Raw genomic sequence first — 16751 nt, 5'->3', positions numbered from 1 at the left:
TCGAGCAACGGCGACAGTGCGTCGGATTACGTCTGCGCTGCCCTCAGACCGGCGACAGTGACGTCGAGGTGACCAAGCACTTTGGGGCGCTAACAGCCGTTCCAGGTCAAGGGTGCAATCGGTTGCCATGTGCCGTGATGGCACACTGGACCCCGACGAGGCAGCCCAGTGACCCAATATCGTTCGGGGCTGCCGTGACCACATACCGACGAAAGACAGTGACGTGGACCTGTTTCTGCCCCTTCTCCTGCTCATCGTCCTTGGCGGCTTCATGTTCATGGCCCAGCGCCGCCAGAAGAAGGCCATGCAGGCCACCATCGACCTTCACGATTCGCTGACGATCGGCGATCTCATACACACCAGTTCGGGGCTGCAGGGCACGATCGTCGGCATCGGAGACGACACCATCGACCTCGAGATCGCTCCCGGTGTGGTCACCACGTGGATGAAGCTCGCGGTTCGCGACCGCATCGAGCCCGACGACGATGATGATGACGACGAGCACGGCGAAGACCACTACGACATCGAGTCCAGTGCCCGGGACGAGGCCGACCCGGCCTCGCCACCGAAGACTGACAGCTGAGGGCTGCGTTCCACCACGTACCCTGTGCTCTTTGCGGACCTGACGTACTGACCTGAGGAGACTCAAAAACCGTGGCATCGTCTTCGTCGCCGGTGCACCCCTACCGCTACCTGACGCTTTTCCTGGTTCTGCTCATCGGCGTGTACGCGCTGGTGTTCCTGACCGGGGACAAGCAGGCCAAGCCGAAACTCGGCATCGACCTTCAGGGCGGGACTCGGGTCACCCTCACCGCACGGACCCCCGACGGATCGCGACCGACGCGCGACGCGTTGATTCAGGCCCAGGACATCATCACCGCGCGCGTCAACGGCCTCGGCGTCTCGGGCTCCGAAGTCGTCGTCGACGGTGACAACCTGGTCATCACGGTGCCCGGCAATGACAGCAGTGAAGCTCGCGACCTCGGGCAGACGGCGCGGCTCTACATCCGCCCGGTGATTCACGCCATTCCCGCCCAGGCCCCAGGGCAGCAGGCCCCGCGGGGTCAGGCCCCGCAGGGTCAGGTACCTGGGCAGGCCCCGCCCGGACAGGTTCCACCCGGACAGATTCCGCCGGGCCAAGCGCCGCCGCTTGGCGTGCCCGGGCTCGCGCCTGCCGCACCTGAGCCGGCCCCCGGAGCGCCGCAAGCGCCCGAGGCAGTCCCCGTCGCCCCAGACGCGCCTGCCGCACCGCAGCCGCGGCCCTATCCCGAAGAGCCGCCTCCCACCCCAGGGCCGACGCCCGCGCCTGGCCCGGCTCCAGGTCCGTCACCCGCTCCCGCCCCACCGGGCGGCAAGGCCGATCTCGTTCAGCGCATCGCCGAGGAGAAGGCGCTCCGCCAGAGCACCGATCAGAGCATTCAGGTGCTGGCCCTTCAGTTCCAGGCGACCCGTTGCAACGAAGAAGACGTGCTCGCGGGCAACGACGACCCCAACCTGCCACTGGTGACCTGCTCGCAGGACCACAAGACGGTGTATCTGCTGTCCAAGTCGATCATCAGCGGCGAGCAGATCGCGAATGCTTCCTCTGGGATGAACCAGCAGAGTGGCGAGAACATCGTCGACGTGGAGTTCAAGAGCGACGCCGCCAGCATCTGGGCGGACTTCACCGCGGCCAACATCGGCACTCAGACCGCGTTCGTGCTCGACTCCCAGGTGGTCAGCGCCCCGGAGATCCAGGAAGCCATCCCGGGTGGTCGCACGCAGATCACCGGACGGTTCACCGCGGACACGGCGCGCGACCTCGCCAACGTGCTCAAGTACGGTTCGCTGCCGCTCTCGTTCACCTCCAACGAGGCGCAGACCGTCTCCGCGACGCTCGGGCTGTCATCGCTGCGGGCCGGCCTGATCGCCGGCGCGATTGGACTGGCCCTGGTGCTGCTGTACTCGCTCTTGTACTACCGAGTGCTGGGTTTGCTCACCGCGCTGTCGTTGATCGCCTCGGGTGCGATGGTGTTCGCGATCCTCGTACTGCTCGGCAGATACATCAACTACACGCTCGACCTGGCGGGTATCGCCGGTCTGATCATCGGCATCGGCACCACGGCGGACTCGTTCGTCGTGTTCTTCGAGCGCATCAAGGACGAGATCCGAGAAGGGCGAACCTTCCGTTCGGCGGTGCCCCGCGGTTGGGCGCGAGCGCGTAAGACGATCATGTCCGGGAACGCGGTCACGCTACTGGCCGCCGTGGTGCTCTACGTGCTGGCCATCGGCCAGGTGAAGGGTTTCGCGTTCACGCTCGGGCTCACCACCGTCCTCGACGTGGTCGTGGTGTTCCTGGTGACGTGGCCGCTGGTATTCCTGGGCTCGAAGACGACGCTGCTGTCGAAACCAGGGCTCAACGGGCTGGGTGCCGTCCAGCAGATCGCACGTGAACGTCGGGCCGCAACGGTCGTGACGGCGGAAGGGAGGTAGGACATGGCAAAGCACGGAACTGACGTCGACGCCGCCGACCTCGCACCGACAGGCGAGGAGCTGACCGCCGCGGCGCCGCGGCACGGCTTCTTCGTCCGGCTGTACACGGGCACCGGAGCGTTCGACGTCATCGGCAAGCGCAAGATGTGGTACGCCATCAGCGGGCTCATCGTGCTCATCGGGATCATCAGCATCGTCGTGCGCGGCTTCACGCTCGGTATCGACTTCGAGGGCGGCAACGTGATATCGCTGCCCGCCGCCGGCACGGGCGGCTCCGTGTCCACCGAACGCATCGAAGAGGTGTTCACAAAGGCCATCGGCAAGGCTCCCGAGTCCGTCATCGTGGTCGGCAGCGGCGACTCGGGGTCGGTGCAGATTCGTTCCGAGAAGCTCGACAACGGGCAGATCGAGAACCTGCGGACACAGCTGTTCGACGCGTTCCATCCCAAGGGCGCCGATGGCCAGCCGAGCAAGCAGGCCATCAGCGACTCGGCGGTGTCGTCGACGTGGGGCGGCCAGATCACGCAGAAGGCGCTCATCGCGCTGGTGGTGTTCCTGGTGCTTGCCGCTGTCTACATCACCGTGCGCTATGAGCGCTATATGGCGATGTCGGCGCTGACGACAGTGGTGTTCGACTTGTTGGTCACCGCAGGGATCTACTCATTGGTCGGGTTCGAGGTCACCCCTGCCACGGTCATCGGCCTGCTGACGATCCTGGGGTTCTCGCTGTACGACACCGTCATCGTGTTCGACAAGGTCGAGGAGAATACCCACGGCTTCGAGCACACCACCCGACGGACGTTCGCCGAACAGGCCAACCTGGCGATCAACCAGACGTTCATGCGGTCGATCAATACCAGCCTCATCTCGGTGTTGCCGATCGTTTCGCTGATGGTGGTGGCCGTGTGGCTGCTTGGCGTCGGCACCCTGATGGACCTGGCGCTCGTCCAGCTCGTCGGCGTAATCGTCGGTACCTATTCGTCGATCTACTTCGCGACCCCGCTGCTGGTGACCCTGCGCGAGCGCACCGACCTGGTCCGGACCCACACTCGTCGCGTCAACAACCGGCGCAAGACGGCAGCGAAGCCCAGTGGCGAACTGCAGCAATCGGATTCCGACAGCGAGCCGGTCACCGCGTCGGCGCTGACGGCCCCCGTCGTGGCGCCCGACAAGCCGGTACCCGGAGCGAAGCCCACCCGTCCGACCGGTCGGCCATCGGGTAAGCGGAATTCCCGGCGGTAAGGCCTGATGCCTGCCCGATCCCGGCGAGCCGCGATCCTGGCGGCCATCCTGTCGCTTGTCGGCTCCGTGGCGCTATCCGCATGTTCGGGCAGCGCGGACACCATCGACTACGCGGTCGACGGATCACTGGATACGTACAACACCAACACCGTGGCGGGCGCGGCATCGGGCGGCCCGCAGGCGTTCGCCCGCGTGCTCACCGGGTTCAACTATCACGGACCCGAAGGGCAAGTCGTCGGTGACCGCGACTTCGGCACCGTCCTTGTGGTCGGGCGGGCCCCGCTGATACTCGACTACCAGATCAGCGACAACGCGGTCTTCTCCGACGGCAAGCCCATCACGTGCGACGACATGGTGCTGGCATGGGCCGCGCAGTCGGGGCGATTCCCCGGATTCGACGCCGCCAGCCGGGCCGGCTACGGCGACGTCGCCTCGGTCGACTGCGCGCCGGGGCAGAAGAAGGCCCGTGTCTCGTTCGCACAGGACCGTTCGTTCGTCGACTATGGCCAGCTGTTCGCGGCGACGTCGATGATGCCGTCCCACGTGATCGCCGACGAGCTGGGACTCGGTGACGGCGGAGTGACCACCGCGCTGCAAAGCGGCGACCAGGCCACCGTCGGCCGGATCGCCGCCGCCTGGAACACCATCTGGAATCTGACGCCCGACCTCGATCTCAAGAGATTTCCGTCCTCAGGCCCGTACAAGCTCGACTCGGTCACCGATGACGGTGCGGTCGTCCTCGTCGCCAACGACAAGTGGTGGGGGCCCAAGGCCCTCACCGGACGGATAACCGTCTGGCCGCGCGGCGCCGACATCCAGGACCGCGTGAACACGGGTGCATACGATGTCGTCGACGTCGCCGCGGGTTCGACGGGCACCTTGAGTCTGCCGGACGACTATCTCCGCACGGACTCGCCGTCGGCGGGTATCGAACAGCTCATCTTCGCCCCGCAGGGCCCGCTTGCCGGCCCGGCCGCACGTCGCGCCCTGGCGCTGTGCACGCCCCGGGACGTCATTGCCCGCAACGCCGAGGTGCCGATCGCCAATACCCGGCTGAATCCGGCAGCAGAGGATTCGATCACGGCCGCCGAGGCGCAGGCCGAGGCGGGGCAGTACAGCGTCGCGAACCCCGGTGCCGCGCGCGACGCGATTGGTGGACAGCCGCTCACCGTGCGCATCGGGTACCAGAAGCCCAATGCGCGGCTGGCCGCCGCGGTGGGAGCGATCGCCAAGTCGTGCGCAGCGGCCGGCATTACCGTCCAGGACGCCGCGTCCGATTCTGGAGGCCCACAAGCGTTGAAGGACAACCAGTTCGATGCCTTGCTTGCCAGTACGGGCGGCGCCACGGGTAGCGGATCCAGTGGTTCGTCGGCCATCGACGCCTACGCCCTGCATAGCGGGAACGGCAACAATCTCTCGGGCTACTCGAACGAAGTGATCGACGGCGTGATCGGAGCGCTCGCGGTGACGACGGACCCCAAGGAGTTGGCGCGGCTGCTGGGGGAGAGCTCGCCGGTGCTCTGGGGCGACATGCCAACGCTTCCGCTCTATCGTCAGCAGCGGACCTTGCTGACGTCGAAGAAGATGATCGCGGTGAGCAGCAATCCGACGCGCTGGGGTGCGGGGTGGAACATGGACCGATGGGTGTTGAACCGGTGAGTGATGCCAGCGCAGCGGCAGCCGTGATTGCGTCGTTGATGCGGGAAGTGCCCGACTTCCCCGAGCCCGGAATCCAGTTCAAAGACCTCACCCCCGTACTGGCCGACGCACATGGGTTGGCGGTCGTCACCGATGCGCTGGCCGAGGTGGCCGCGGGTGCTGACCTGGTCGCGGGCGTCGACGCCCGCGGCTTCCTCCTCGGTGCGGCCGTCGCCACCAGGCTTGGCACCGGGGTGCTGGCGGTCCGCAAGGGCGGCAAGCTGCCGCCGCCCGTACACAGCCAGAGCTACGCACTCGAGTACGGCACCGCGACGCTGGAGATCCCGGCCGACGGCATCTCCATCGCGGGCCGCAACATCGTCGTCATCGACGACGTGCTGGCCACCGGCGGAACATTGGCCGCGGCGGTGCGACTGCTCGAACTCGGCGGCGCCAACGTCGTGGCGGCGGGCGTCGTGCTGGAGCTCACTGCGCTTGGCGGGCGTGGACAGTTGCAATCGGTGCCGGTCACCAGCCTCTACTTAGTGTGAAGGATATCCTCGACTGGGCACACGCATTGGGTAGGAGGTGGAGACGTTGGCCGACGATCAGGCGTTGACGCAGACGCAGCCCATGCCCATCGTGCCGCCGGACGTGCTGCCGACGGATCTGCCCAAGCCCTCGTCGAGCGCGTCACGCCGGGTACGGGCGCGGCTAGCCCGCCGAATGACCTCCCAGCGCAGCACGGTGAACCCGGTGCTCGAGCCGCTCGTCGCGGTGCACCGAGAGATGTATCCGAAGGCCGACCTGGCGATCCTGCAGCGGGCCTACCAGGTCGCCGAGGCCCGCCACGCCGACCAGATGCGCCGGTCCGGCGATCCGTACATCACACATCCGCTGGCGGTGGCCAACATCCTGGCCGAACTCGGCATGGACACCACCACCCTGGTGGCCGCGCTACTCCACGACACCGTCGAGGACACCGGTTACACGCTCGAGGCGCTGACGGCTGAATTCGGCACCGAAGTGGGCCATCTCGTCGATGGCGTCACCAAGCTCGACAGGGTCGAGCTCGGCAACGCTGCCGAAGGCGAGACCATCCGCAAGATGATCATCGCCATGGCGCGGGATGGGCGCGTACTGGTCATCAAGGTGGCCGACCGCCTGCACAACATGCGCACCATGCGGTTCCTTCCGCCGGAGAAGCAGGCCCGCAAGGCCCGCGAGACGCTGGAAGTCATTGCGCCGCTTGCCCATCGGCTGGGCATGGCGACCGTCAAGTGGGAACTCGAGGATCTGTCCTTCGCAATCCTGCACCCTAAGAAGTACGAGGAGATCGTGCGCTTGGTGGCGGACCGGGCGCCATCTCGCGACACCTACCTGGCCAAGGTGCGCGCCGAGATCGGCGCGGCGCTGGGCGCCATGAAGATCGATGCGTTGGTGGAGGGCAGGCCCAAGCACTACTGGTCGATCTATCAGAAGATGATCGTCAAGGGCCGCGACTTCGACGACATCCACGACCTGGTCGGCGTGCGCATCCTGTGCGACGAGATCCGCGACTGCTATGCCGCTGTGGGCGTGGTGCATTCGTTGTGGCAGCCCATCGCAGGCCGGTTCAAGGACTACATCGCACAGCCGCGGTACGGCGTGTACCAGTCGCTGCATACGACGGTCGTCGGGCCGGAAGGCAAGCCGCTGGAAGTGCAGATCCGTACCAACGACATGCACAAGACGGCGGAGTACGGCATCGCCTCCCATTGGCGTTACAAGGAGACCAAGGGGCGCAACGGGATTCCCGCCGGGCATGCGGCGGCCGAGATCGATGACATGGCGTGGATGCGCCAACTCCTGGACTGGCAGCGGGAAGCTGCGGATCCCGGCGAGTTCCTCGAGTCGTTGCGTTACGACCTTGCGGTGCAGGAGATCTTCGTCTTCACCCCCAAGGGTGACGTCATCACCTTGCCCACCGGGTCGACACCGGTCGACTTCGCCTATGCCGTGCACACCGAGGTCGGTCACCGGTGTATCGGGGCCAGGGTGAATGGGCGACTGGTGGCGTTGGAGCGCAAGCTCGAGAACGGCGAAGTCGTCGAGGTCTTCACCTCCAAGGCGGCCAACGCGGGTCCGTCGCGCGACTGGCAGGGCTTCGTGGTTTCGCCGCGGGCCAAGGCGAAGATCCGGCAGTGGTTTGCCAAGGAGCGCCGCGAAGAGGCTTTGGAAGCGGGCAAGGACTCCATCGCGCGCGAGGTGCGCCGCGGCGGGCTTCCGTTGCAGCGCTTGATGAATGGCGACTCAATGGCGTCGCTGGCCCGCGAACTACGCTACGTCGACGTCTCGGCGCTGTACACCGCGGTCGGGGAGGGGCACGTCTCCGCCCGTCACGTCGTCCAGCGGTTGCTGGCTCAGCTGGGCGGTGACGACGAGGCCGAGGACGAGATCGCCGAGCGGGCCACCCCTGGCACCATGCCGGTGCGGCAACGCACCAACGACGACGTCGGAGTGGCGGTGCCTGGCGCGCCAGGTGTGCTGACCAAACTTGCCAAGTGCTGCACGCCGGTCCCCGGCGACAACATCATGGGCTTCGTGACCCGCGGCGGCGGTGTGAGCGTGCACCGCACCGACTGCACCAATGCCTCGTCGCTGCAAGAGCAGGCGGAACGGATCATCGAAGTCCTGTGGGCGCCGTCGCCGTCGTCGGTCTTCCTGGTGGCCATCCAGGTGGAGGCACTCGACCGACACCGGCTGCTGTCCGACGTGACGCGGGTGTTGGCCGACGAGCGGGTGAACATCTTGTCCGCATCGGTGACGACGTCCAACGACCGTGTGGCGATCAGCCGCTTCACGTTCGAGATGGGCGATCCCAAACACCTTGGCCACGTGCTGAGCGTGGTGCGCAACGTCGAGGGCGTCTACGACGTCTACCGGGTGACGTCCGCGGCTTAGCCCGCCGAACGTGGATTACCGCAACGGTATTCGGATCGACGCCGTGGCAAAGTCCACATCCGGCCAACGTTCAAGCCGGCAGGGCGCGCGGGCGCGTGGTGACCGCGCCGACGCCTGCGGCGATCAGGCACGCGACGGCCACCGCGCCCGCGAACCACGGGAACACCGACCCGAGCGGCCATTTCGTTGCCGCCCAGCCCGCAACGATGGTGGGCACCGCCATGGCGGCGTACGCGATCAGGTAGAAGGCCGACATTGTTTCACCACGCCGGTCGGCGGGCACGACGTGCGACAGGTGCCGCAGCGAGCCACCGAAGCCCAGGCCGAACGACGCGCCTAGTGCGGCAGCGGCCGCGAGCACCAAAGGCCAACTGTGCGTTGCCAATACCGGAACGGTGAGAATGAGCGCGATCGCCATCCCGACGTCGCCGACGATAGCCGACCGGCGTGCGGGCAGCCGGGTCGAGAGCAGCTGGGCGATCGCCGCCGAGAACGCCGTCATTCCGACCACGGCGCCGCCGAACACCAGATTGTGGACATGCGTCTGCTGGGCCGCCAGCGAGGGATAGAGCGAGAGCAGCACGCCGAGCACGGACCAGGACGCCGTCACCCCGAGCGCGGCGAACCAGAAGTCACCGCGTATCTCGGCGGGCACGGCGGGTTTGGCGATCCGGATCGGTCCGCGGGTCCGCGAGAGATGCGGTTCTCGCAGCGCGAGCACTCCGACACCGAGCACGGCGCAGATCACCGCGACGATCGCGTAGGGCGTGCGCATCGGGTGCGGCGCGTACTGGGCGAGCAGCGCCGAGCCGAGGATCGCGACCGTCATCCCGATGTTGAAGCTCACTCCGCTGAGCTGACCGGACCGGACCCCGTGGTCGGGGCGCAGGTCCAGCAGAGCGGCCGCGCCTGCCACCACGATCGAGCCAACGGCGGCACCGTGAATGATCCTGGCGACCATCAGCATCGCCATGTTGTCGGCGACCAGGAACACGCCGAGCCCGACGATCATCGCCACCAGGGCACCGAGCAGAACCGGCTTGCGACCGACGACGTCGGAGATCTTGCCCGACACCAGCACCGCGCCCAGTGCGGCGACCGCATAGACGGCGAAGACCAGGGTGGTGGCCAGCGGGGAGAGGTGCCACTGCTCCTCGTACATCCCGTACAGCGGCGCCGGCAGGCCGGAAACACCCAACGCCACCCCGCTGAGCACGAGCAGCAGCGAGTAGGCGCCGCGCTGGGTCTCGCCGGTGATTCGGTCGACCGCGACCGCCGTCACGGGGCCTCCTAGCGAGGTAGGTTTGATGAACGTCGAACCCGGTTGAGCGTACGCTCGGTTCGATGGTCATCAAACTTACGGTGATGGAGGGCACAGCGTGACGGCACCGCAGGCCGGCGAACTCACCGCGCCCGTCGTGGCCCGCGTGCAGCAGGTGCTCGTCGCCCTCGCCGACCCGGTCCGCCTGGAGATGGTCCGGCGGTTGCAGAACGCCGCGGTGCCGGTGTCATGCGCGTTGCTGTACGACGGCATCAACAAGTCGACGGCCACCCATCACTTCAAGGTGCTCCGCGAAGCGGGGCTCACCGAGCGGGTGGTGATCGACGGGCACACCCATCAACGGCTGCGGGCCGACGAGGTGGACGCGGTTATGCCAGGACTACTGAATTCCATTGTGGCAAAGGCGAACCAGGAAATGGAATCGAGTTAGCCCCACCCAAGGTCAGTTGAGTTGCACGGACTCGATGGTGACGCCCGTGACCGGCTTACCGTCGTCCCCGCCGCCCTGCACGCCGCCCGTGGCGACCTTGTCCAGCGCGGTCAGTCCCGCGCTGTCGATCGAACCGAACACGGTGTAGCTCGGCGGCAGTTGCGAGTCCGCGTAGACGAGGAAGAACTGGCTGCCATTGGTGCCCGCGCCCGAGTTGGCCATCGCCAGGGTGCCCCGCGGGTACAGCACCGGCTGCTCCAGCGCGGGATCGGTGATGCGGTACTGGTTGGTCGGATACTCGTTGGGGAAGCGGTAGCCCGGGCCACCTGTCCCACTTCCGGTCGGGTCACCACACTGCAGTACCCCGAGCGTGGCCGACGTGGTCAGCCGATGGCATGTCGTGTTGTTGAAGAAGCCCTGCCGCGCCAGGCTGGTGAAGTTGTTGACCGTGCACGGCGTCTTGGCGTTGTCCAGCGTTAGCCCGATGACGCCGACGTTCGTGGTGATCTTCGCGGGGATCGTCTGCGGTGTGGTGGCCGAGGCGCCGGTCTTGGGCGGCGTGACGGGCTTGCTGGCCGGTTCCGTGGTGGACGGGTACTGACAGTTGGAGCCCAAGGTGGCCGGCGGCTTGAACGGCGGCAGGTTTTCCCCCGGCGCCGGAAAGGCCGTGGCACTGGGGTTGCGCGGGTAGGGGGAGTCGTATCTGGTCAGGTCGTCGGCCCAGCGCATCATCGCGAAGGTGAAGACGATGCCGATGACCAGGGCGATCACCGACAGGATCGTCACCACGTAACCGATGGCCAGGCCGGCGATGGCGAGGCCCTTGCCCTCCTCGTTGGTCCGCTTGAGCTGCGACAGCGAGATGTGTCCGAAGACGATGCCCAGCGGTGGGAACAGAAAAGCCGAGACCAGCGAGACGATCGCCATGGTGTTCGTCCCCCGCGCTTGCGGGTAGCCCGGAAAGCCGCCGTAACCCGGGTATCCACCCTGGCCCGCCCCGTACGACGGCGGGGTCGGGGGGAACTCGCCGTATGGGGGTGGGTTGGTCACGGCGGCCGGCCGTCAGTCCAGCTGAATCGTCTTGATCTGAACGGGAAGCTTGGGCTTGCCGTCACCTTGGCCGGAGGCCGGATCCACGCCCGCCGCTGCGATCTTGTCCAACGTCGCGAGCCCGGTCTGGTCGATGGTGCCAAACGCGGTGTAGTTCGGCGGCAGCGTGGAGTCCTTGTAGACGAGGAAGAACTGGCTGCCGTTGGTACCTGGTCCGGCGTTCGCCATCGCGAGCGTGCCGCGCGGATAGATCACCGGGTTCTGCAGGTCGGGGCTGTCCGGCTGGTACTGGTCGGAGGGGTACTCGTTGGCGAACTGGTAGCCCGGGCCGCCGGAGCCGTCGCCCTTCGGGTCGCCGCACTGCAGCACGGACAAGCCTTCACCCGTGGTCAACCGGTGGCAGGTGGTGTCGTTGAAGTAGCCCTGCTGGGCCAGGCTGGCGAAGCTGTTCACCGTGCACGGCGCCTTGGCGTTGTCCAGCTGAAGGCCGATGTTGCCCTGATTGGTGGCCATGCTGACGCTGACCTGAGCGGGATCCGTCGGCACCTTGCCCGCGCGGGGTGGAGTCGCCTTCTTCGCGGCCGGATCGGTCGAGGCCGGGTACTGGCAGTTGTCGCCGAGTCCGGCAGGTGCCGCAAACGCCGGCAGCGGCTTGGGTGCCGCGGGCTGCCCTGGCGCAGGCGGAGCATCTTGCGCCGCCGACGTGCTGGTGGCCGCCGACGCCGCGTTGGTGCCGGAGCCCTTGTTGAAATACAACACGGTCGCCACGACGGCTCCGATGACCAGGAGGGCGCCGACGCCGGCGCCGATGATGGTGAAGAGTCGCTGTCTGCGCGCCTGGGCCGCCCTGCGCTCGAGCTGCCGCTCGAGTTTCCGCTTGGCCGTCTCTCGCCGTTGCTCGTTGGTCGGCACCGCCGCTGTCCTCCTCGTGGTCATCGCTTTCGTGACACCGACACCGCCGGGAGGCGACGTCGCTCACAGTCGGCAACGAGTGTGCCAGGAATGGCTGAGTGTGGGCGCCGCGACCCACGTGAACGCGAGATGGGAAACTGGTCGGTGTGTTGATCAAGGGGTTCCCAGCGGGCGTGTTGCAGTGCAACTGCTATGTGCTGGCCCCGCACGACGGTGCTGACGCAATCATCGTCGATCCAGGTCAGCGGGCCATGGGGCCGCTGCGACGCATTCTCGACGAGCATCGCCTGACCCCTGCCGCGGTGCTGCTCACCCACGGACACATCGACCACATGTGGTCGGCGCAGAAGGTGTCCGACACGTACGGCTGCCCGACCTACATCCATCCCGAGGATCGGTGCATGCTGACCGACCCGATCAAGGGCTTCGGCCCGAGGCTGGCGCAGATGGCGTTCGGCGCGCTCTTTCGCGAGCCCCGCCAGGTGGTCGAACTGGACCGCGACGGCGACAAGATCGAGTTGGGCGGCATCACGGTCGCCGTCGATCACACCCCAGGCCATACCAGGGGCTCGGTCGTCTTCCGGGTCACCGATGGCCCATCGGAGTTGGCGTTCACGGGTGACACCCTGTTCAAGCAGTCGATCGGGCGCACCGACCTCGAAGGCGGCAGCGGCCGCGACATACTCACGTCGATCGTGACCAAACTATTGGTGCTCGACGACGACACCGTGGTACTACCGGGACACGGCCCGAAGTCCACGATCGGCGCCGAACGACGCACCAACCCATTCATCGAAGGCCTCAGTGACTGACTTCAAGGCGCCCAAGGGCGTCCCGGATTACCTGCCGCCGGACTCCGCGCAGTTCGTCGCCGTCCGCGACGGCCTGCTCGAGGCTGCCCGCCGCGCCGGCTACGGCTATGTCGAGCTGCCCATCTTCGAGGACACCGCGTTGTTCGCACGCGGGGTCGGCGAGTCGACCGACGTCGTATCCAAGGAGATGTACACGTTCGCCGATCGCGGCGATCGGTCCGTCACCCTGCGGCCCGAGGGCACTGCCGGCGTCATGCGTGCGGTCATCGAACACGGCGTCGACCGCGGGCCGCTGCCGGCCAAGCTGTGCTACTCGGGACCGTTCTTCCGCTACGAGCGCCCGCAGTCGGGGCGCTACCGCCAGCTTCAGCAGGTGGGTGTCGAGGCCATCGGAGTCGACGACCCCGCACTGGATGCCGAGGTCATCGCGATCGCCGATGCGGGTTTCCGTTCGCTCGGGCTGGATGGGTTCCGCTTGGAAATCACCTCGCTGGGTGACGACACGTGCCGCCCGCAGTACCGGGAGTTGTTGCAGGAGTTTCTGTTTGGGCTGGACCTGGACGAAGAGACTCGACGACGGGCCGAAATCAATCCGCTGCGGGTGCTCGACGACAAGCGCGAAGAGGTCCGTGCGCTCACGGCAAACGCACCGTTGATGCTCGACCATCTGTCTGATGCGGCCAAGCAGCATTTCGACACCGTGTGCTCGCACCTCGATGCGCTCGGCGTGCCGTATGTCATCAACCCGCGGATGGTGCGCGGGCTGGACTACTACACGAAGACCACGTTCGAGTTCGTCCACGACGGACTCGGCGCGCAGTCCGGCATCGGCGGCGGCGGCCGCTACGACGGGCTGATGCAGCAGCTGGGCGGGCAGGATCTCTCGGGCATCGGATTCGGCCTCGGCGTCGACCGGACCATGTTGGCGCTGAAGGCCGAAGGCAAGACCGTCGGCGAGACGGTACGTGTCGAAGTGTTCGGAGTGCCACTTGGCGACGAGGCGAAGCTCGTGCTCGTCAAACTCGCCGGCCAGCTGCGGGCCAACGGCATACGCACCGACCTGGCTTACGGCGGCCGTGGGGTGAAGGGCGCAATGAAGGCGGCCGACCGGTCCGGGGCGCGCATCGCGCTGGTGGTCGGCGACCGTGACGTCGAGGCGGGCACCGTCGGCGTCAAAGACTTGTCGACGGGGGAGCAGGTCGACGTCGCCACCGACGCCGTCGTCGCCGAGCTCACCTCAAGACTGAGGTGACACCCGAGCGATGGCGGCAGTCAGCACCTGATCAACGTCGCCGATGCCTCCGTCGAACGGGTTGCCACGCTTGAGCACCCGGGTGCTGCGCGGCAACACCGCGACCAACTTCGGTGAGCTCGAACCGATTTGCATCCGGCGCTCGAAGCGAACCTGATCCAACGGCAGGATGGCTCCGCCTGCGTAACTGAACAAGCCGAGTTTGCGATCGATCACCGCGACGGAGTTGCAGGCGTTCAGCGGCTGCGCGCGCCTGCGCCGAAACGTCCGCACTGCCAGGCCGGTGCCGACGGCGCCCACGACGCCCACCGCGAGGAAGGCGGCGCCGACCGCGGCCGACAGGCCGAAGAGCGCGACTGCGCCGAATCCGATGAGGATGATGGCGACTATCCCGAGCACGAATGCCGTCACCGCCAACGCGCCGGTGCCGCGGTCGAAGACGAGCACCCGCCTGCCGTCGTCGGTCACGACGAGGCCGCCGGTGTCCGCCAGGATGCGTGGCTCTGTTGGCGTGGTCATCGGGGTAGCTTGTCACGCTGACCGTCCGCCGGCGGACGGTTCGGCAGGCCTGCCGTCAGCGGCGCCCGAACGTCATCCGGGACAGCATGCGGTCGCGCAGCGTCAGGGTGTGCAGTAGCACCGCACTAACGTGCGCTGCGATGACGGCCACCAGAAGGAAGGCCAGCACCGTGTGCGTTTGGCGCAGCCAGAAGAACAGGTCCGCATCGAATGGTGCGATGCGCGGCAGATGGTGCCCGCCAAGGATCACCGGTGGTCGCCCCGATGCCGAGATCATTGCCCACCCGACGAGCGGCTGAGCAAGCAGAAGCGCGTACATCGCACGCTCGGAGAGGGTGACGAGCTTGCCCTCGAGCCTGCCCACAGTGGGTGGCCAGTTGGGCGGATGCGAGGTGAACCGGTTGACGAGCCGCACGGCGACGACCAAGAGGATGGTCACGCCGAGCGTCATATGAATGGCGACCAGGGCGGCGTAGGAGTCCAGCGTGTTGACCATCGTGAAGCCGATCAGCAGTGCTGCGAAGACCAGGATTGCGGTGAGCCAATGCAAGATTCGCGACCGCACGGGGAAGCGGTTGACGCTCGTCACGAAGCCACCTCGTCGACTTGCACCGCAGAGGCCGACTTCGGTTCGCCAGTGCGCAGCCGATAGCTGGCCGCGTACACCGATGACCGGGCGCTCAGTATTGGATCGTCGGACGGCTCGATGCCGTCGGGCAGCGCGAGGGGATCGAAGTTGATGTCGCGCGCATTGCCCGCGGCTTCGGTTTCCACCGACGTCAACGTCAGAGTGCCTGCGTTGATGACGCGGCGGTCGGTCGGCCACGGCACCGTCGGATCGATGGGATCCTGCTCGGTGCCCACGTTGAGGTGCAGATCCCAGCTCACTGGGCCTGCCTTCAGCTGCCGCACCAGCGCGTCGAAGAGGACGTCGGGGCCACTGCTTGACGCGGGACGTGCGGCCTGGCGCGGGACGAACGCCCAGCGCACCGGGGTGGCGGTGCCGGAGTCTGCGATGAATCGGAACGTGTTGAGGCCGGAGAACGTGCTGTCGGCAAAGCCCGGCGTCGGCGGGTGCGCCTTGATCACCTTCATCGCGGCGGCGGTCGCCGGATACTTCGCGAGGAAGGCCGCCATGGTGTCGGGATCGGGCTTTCCGGTTTTCGGATCCGGCTTGGACGCGAGCAACTGGTCGTAGAACGCCTCGGGCGTGTTGACCGGGAAGACCGGCGCGTTGATCATCGCCGTGCGCCACTGCTGTCGGCCCGCAAAACCTATCGCGAGCCCCAACCCGCGCACCGTTGTCGGGTCATCGGGTGCGGCGGGATTGCCGCCACCAAGCGAGAACCGGCCGGCGACGGGGAAGGTGCCTGCGGCGAACACAGTGGCGGCGGACAGTTCGCGCCCGGCGCCGTTGCTCTCGAAGTGGCCCGACACCGCGACGCCCTTCGCGTGGTTGCGTCGGAAGCCGAGATGCAGGCCGAAGATCGACTGGAACCGGTCGATGATCGCCTGCCGGGAGAAGCGGTCGCTGCCGATCCAATTGTTCGCGTACGCGATCGCGCCGAGGTCGACGGCAAGGAACGCGCCGACGGCGCCGATTCCCAGCAGCATCGAACGTCGGGTAAGGCGAGTCCCGTGCCAATTCAGGCCGGTCGGTGGGGGCTGGTCCACGACTACCAGAGGTACCACACGCAGCCGAGTTCGACCGGGCGATACATGTGACGGAAGTGTGGCAACATCGGCGACCGTGCGTGTCCTGGTGCAGCGCGTGACGTCCGCTCGGGTGGTCGTCGAGGGCGAGGTGGTTGGTTCGATCGCGCCCGCACACCAGGGGCTTGTGGCGTTGGTGGGCGTCACGCACACCGACGACGGGGCGCTCGCCCGCAAGATGGCCGAAAAGCTTTGGCAATTGCGGATTCTCGACGGCGAGGCGAGCGCTGCTGACGTCGGAGCGCCGATCTTGGTCGTCAGCCAGTTCACGCTGTACGCGGACACCAGAAAGGGCCGCAGGCCGTCGTGGAACGCCGCGGCGCCGGGGCCCGTCGCCGAACCACTCGTCGAGCAGTTCTGCGCTGATCTGCGCGACCGCGGCGCGCACGTGCAGACCGGGGTGTTCGGGGCGGACATGCAGGTGGAGTTGGTCAACGACGGGCCAGTCACGGTGCTGCTCGAACTCTGAGGGCAGTCACGTGACGG

General features: G+C 67.0%; 16 protein-coding genes. 10 read left to right on the top strand and 6 right to left on the bottom strand.

Annotated features, from left to right (window positions below):
- Positions 1-223: 223 nt before the first annotated feature.
- The 6 genes from yajC (at position 224) to SLQ30_RS01690 (ending at position 8295) form a co-directional block, all read left to right on the top strand.
- Positions 224-583 (top strand): preprotein translocase subunit YajC, encoded by a 360-nt coding sequence (yajC, locus tag SLQ30_RS01715; protein ID WP_319445110.1) that lies wholly within the window; start codon positions 224-226, stop codon positions 581-583.
- A 71-nt stretch (positions 584-654) separates the two neighbouring features.
- Complete coding sequence (secD, locus tag SLQ30_RS01710; protein WP_319445109.1) at positions 655-2472, top strand: protein translocase subunit SecD; 1818 nt, start codon at positions 655-657, stop codon at positions 2470-2472.
- 3 nt (positions 2473-2475) lie between these two features.
- Positions 2476-3714, top strand: coding sequence for a protein translocase subunit SecF (gene secF, locus SLQ30_RS01705; RefSeq protein ID WP_319445108.1), 1239 nt, complete (start codon positions 2476-2478; stop codon positions 3712-3714).
- A gap of 6 nt (positions 3715-3720) precedes the next feature.
- Complete coding sequence (locus SLQ30_RS01700) at positions 3721-5373, top strand: ABC transporter substrate-binding protein (RefSeq protein WP_319445107.1); 1653 nt, start codon at positions 3721-3723, stop codon at positions 5371-5373.
- Positions 5355-5903 carry an adenine phosphoribosyltransferase gene (locus SLQ30_RS01695; RefSeq protein WP_319445106.1) on the top strand — a complete coding sequence of 183 codons (549 nt, stop codon included), beginning with the start codon at positions 5355-5357 and terminating at the stop codon, positions 5901-5903. Before SLQ30_RS01700 ends, SLQ30_RS01695 begins: the two co-directional genes overlap by 19 nt.
- 82 nt (positions 5904-5985) lie before the next feature.
- Entirely contained in the window at positions 5986-8295 is a 2310-nt protein-coding gene (locus tag SLQ30_RS01690) for a RelA/SpoT family protein (RefSeq protein WP_319445574.1), read from the top strand.
- A 70-nt stretch (positions 8296-8365) separates the two neighbouring features.
- Here SLQ30_RS01690 and SLQ30_RS01685 read toward each other — a convergent pair whose 3' ends face one another.
- Complete coding sequence (locus SLQ30_RS01685; RefSeq protein WP_319445105.1) at positions 8366-9577, bottom strand: MFS transporter; 1212 nt, start codon at positions 9575-9577, stop codon at positions 8366-8368.
- A 97-nt stretch (positions 9578-9674) separates the two neighbouring features.
- Between SLQ30_RS01685 and SLQ30_RS01680 the strand changes: the two genes are divergently transcribed.
- A complete protein-coding gene (locus SLQ30_RS01680; RefSeq protein ID WP_319445104.1) occupies positions 9675-10007 on the top strand; it encodes a helix-turn-helix transcriptional regulator in 333 nt (110 codons plus the stop codon).
- A gap of 12 nt (positions 10008-10019) precedes the next feature.
- Here SLQ30_RS01680 and SLQ30_RS01675 read toward each other — a convergent pair whose 3' ends face one another.
- Together SLQ30_RS01675 and SLQ30_RS01670 are read right to left on the bottom strand one after the other, a co-directional pair.
- Positions 10020-11057, bottom strand: a complete 1038-nt coding sequence (locus tag SLQ30_RS01675; RefSeq protein ID WP_319445103.1) for a peptidylprolyl isomerase — start codon at positions 11055-11057, stop codon at positions 10020-10022.
- A 12-nt stretch (positions 11058-11069) separates the two neighbouring features.
- Positions 11070-11969 (bottom strand): peptidylprolyl isomerase, encoded by a 900-nt coding sequence (locus SLQ30_RS01670; protein WP_319445102.1) that lies wholly within the window; start codon positions 11967-11969, stop codon positions 11070-11072.
- Positions 11970-12115: 146 nt separating this feature from the next.
- Between SLQ30_RS01670 and SLQ30_RS01665 the strand changes: the two genes are divergently transcribed.
- The gene (locus tag SLQ30_RS01665; protein WP_319445101.1) at positions 12116-12781 is read left to right on the top strand and encodes an MBL fold metallo-hydrolase; all 666 of its coding nucleotides are present in this window, start codon (positions 12116-12118) and stop codon (positions 12779-12781) included.
- The gene (gene hisS, locus SLQ30_RS01660; protein ID WP_319445100.1) at positions 12774-14033 is read left to right on the top strand and encodes a histidine--tRNA ligase; all 1260 of its coding nucleotides are present in this window, start codon (positions 12774-12776) and stop codon (positions 14031-14033) included. Before SLQ30_RS01665 ends, hisS begins: the two co-directional genes overlap by 8 nt.
- Here the strand turns inward: hisS and SLQ30_RS01655 are convergent.
- From SLQ30_RS01655 to SLQ30_RS01645, 3 genes are read right to left on the bottom strand one after another with little or no spacing between them, the layout of a single operon-like run.
- Positions 14019-14552, bottom strand: a complete 534-nt coding sequence (locus SLQ30_RS01655) for a hypothetical protein (protein WP_319445099.1) — start codon at positions 14550-14552, stop codon at positions 14019-14021. The two genes, hisS and SLQ30_RS01655, sit on opposite strands and share 15 nt — an antisense overlap.
- Before the next feature lie 55 nt (positions 14553-14607).
- Complete coding sequence (locus SLQ30_RS01650) at positions 14608-15141, bottom strand: cytochrome b (protein WP_319445098.1); 534 nt, start codon at positions 15139-15141, stop codon at positions 14608-14610.
- Complete coding sequence (locus SLQ30_RS01645) at positions 15138-16166, bottom strand: catalase family peroxidase (protein ID WP_319445097.1); 1029 nt, start codon at positions 16164-16166, stop codon at positions 15138-15140. Before SLQ30_RS01645 ends, SLQ30_RS01650 begins: the two co-directional genes overlap by 4 nt.
- Before the next feature lie 136 nt (positions 16167-16302).
- Between SLQ30_RS01645 and dtd the strand changes: the two genes are divergently transcribed.
- Positions 16303-16734: a D-aminoacyl-tRNA deacylase gene (gene dtd / locus SLQ30_RS01640; RefSeq protein ID WP_319445573.1), complete on the top strand. Its 432-nt coding sequence runs from the start codon at positions 16303-16305 to the stop codon at positions 16732-16734.
- The last annotated feature ends 17 nt before the right edge of the window (positions 16735-16751 follow it).

Origin of the sequence: Mycobacterium sp. RTGN4 (assembly GCF_033804635.1) — a bacterium.
Taxonomy (GTDB): Bacteria; Actinomycetota; Actinomycetes; order Mycobacteriales; family Mycobacteriaceae; genus Mycobacterium.
The sequence above is the reverse complement of the archived record's forward strand: the minus strand, read 5'-3'. Positions and strand labels throughout refer to the sequence as shown.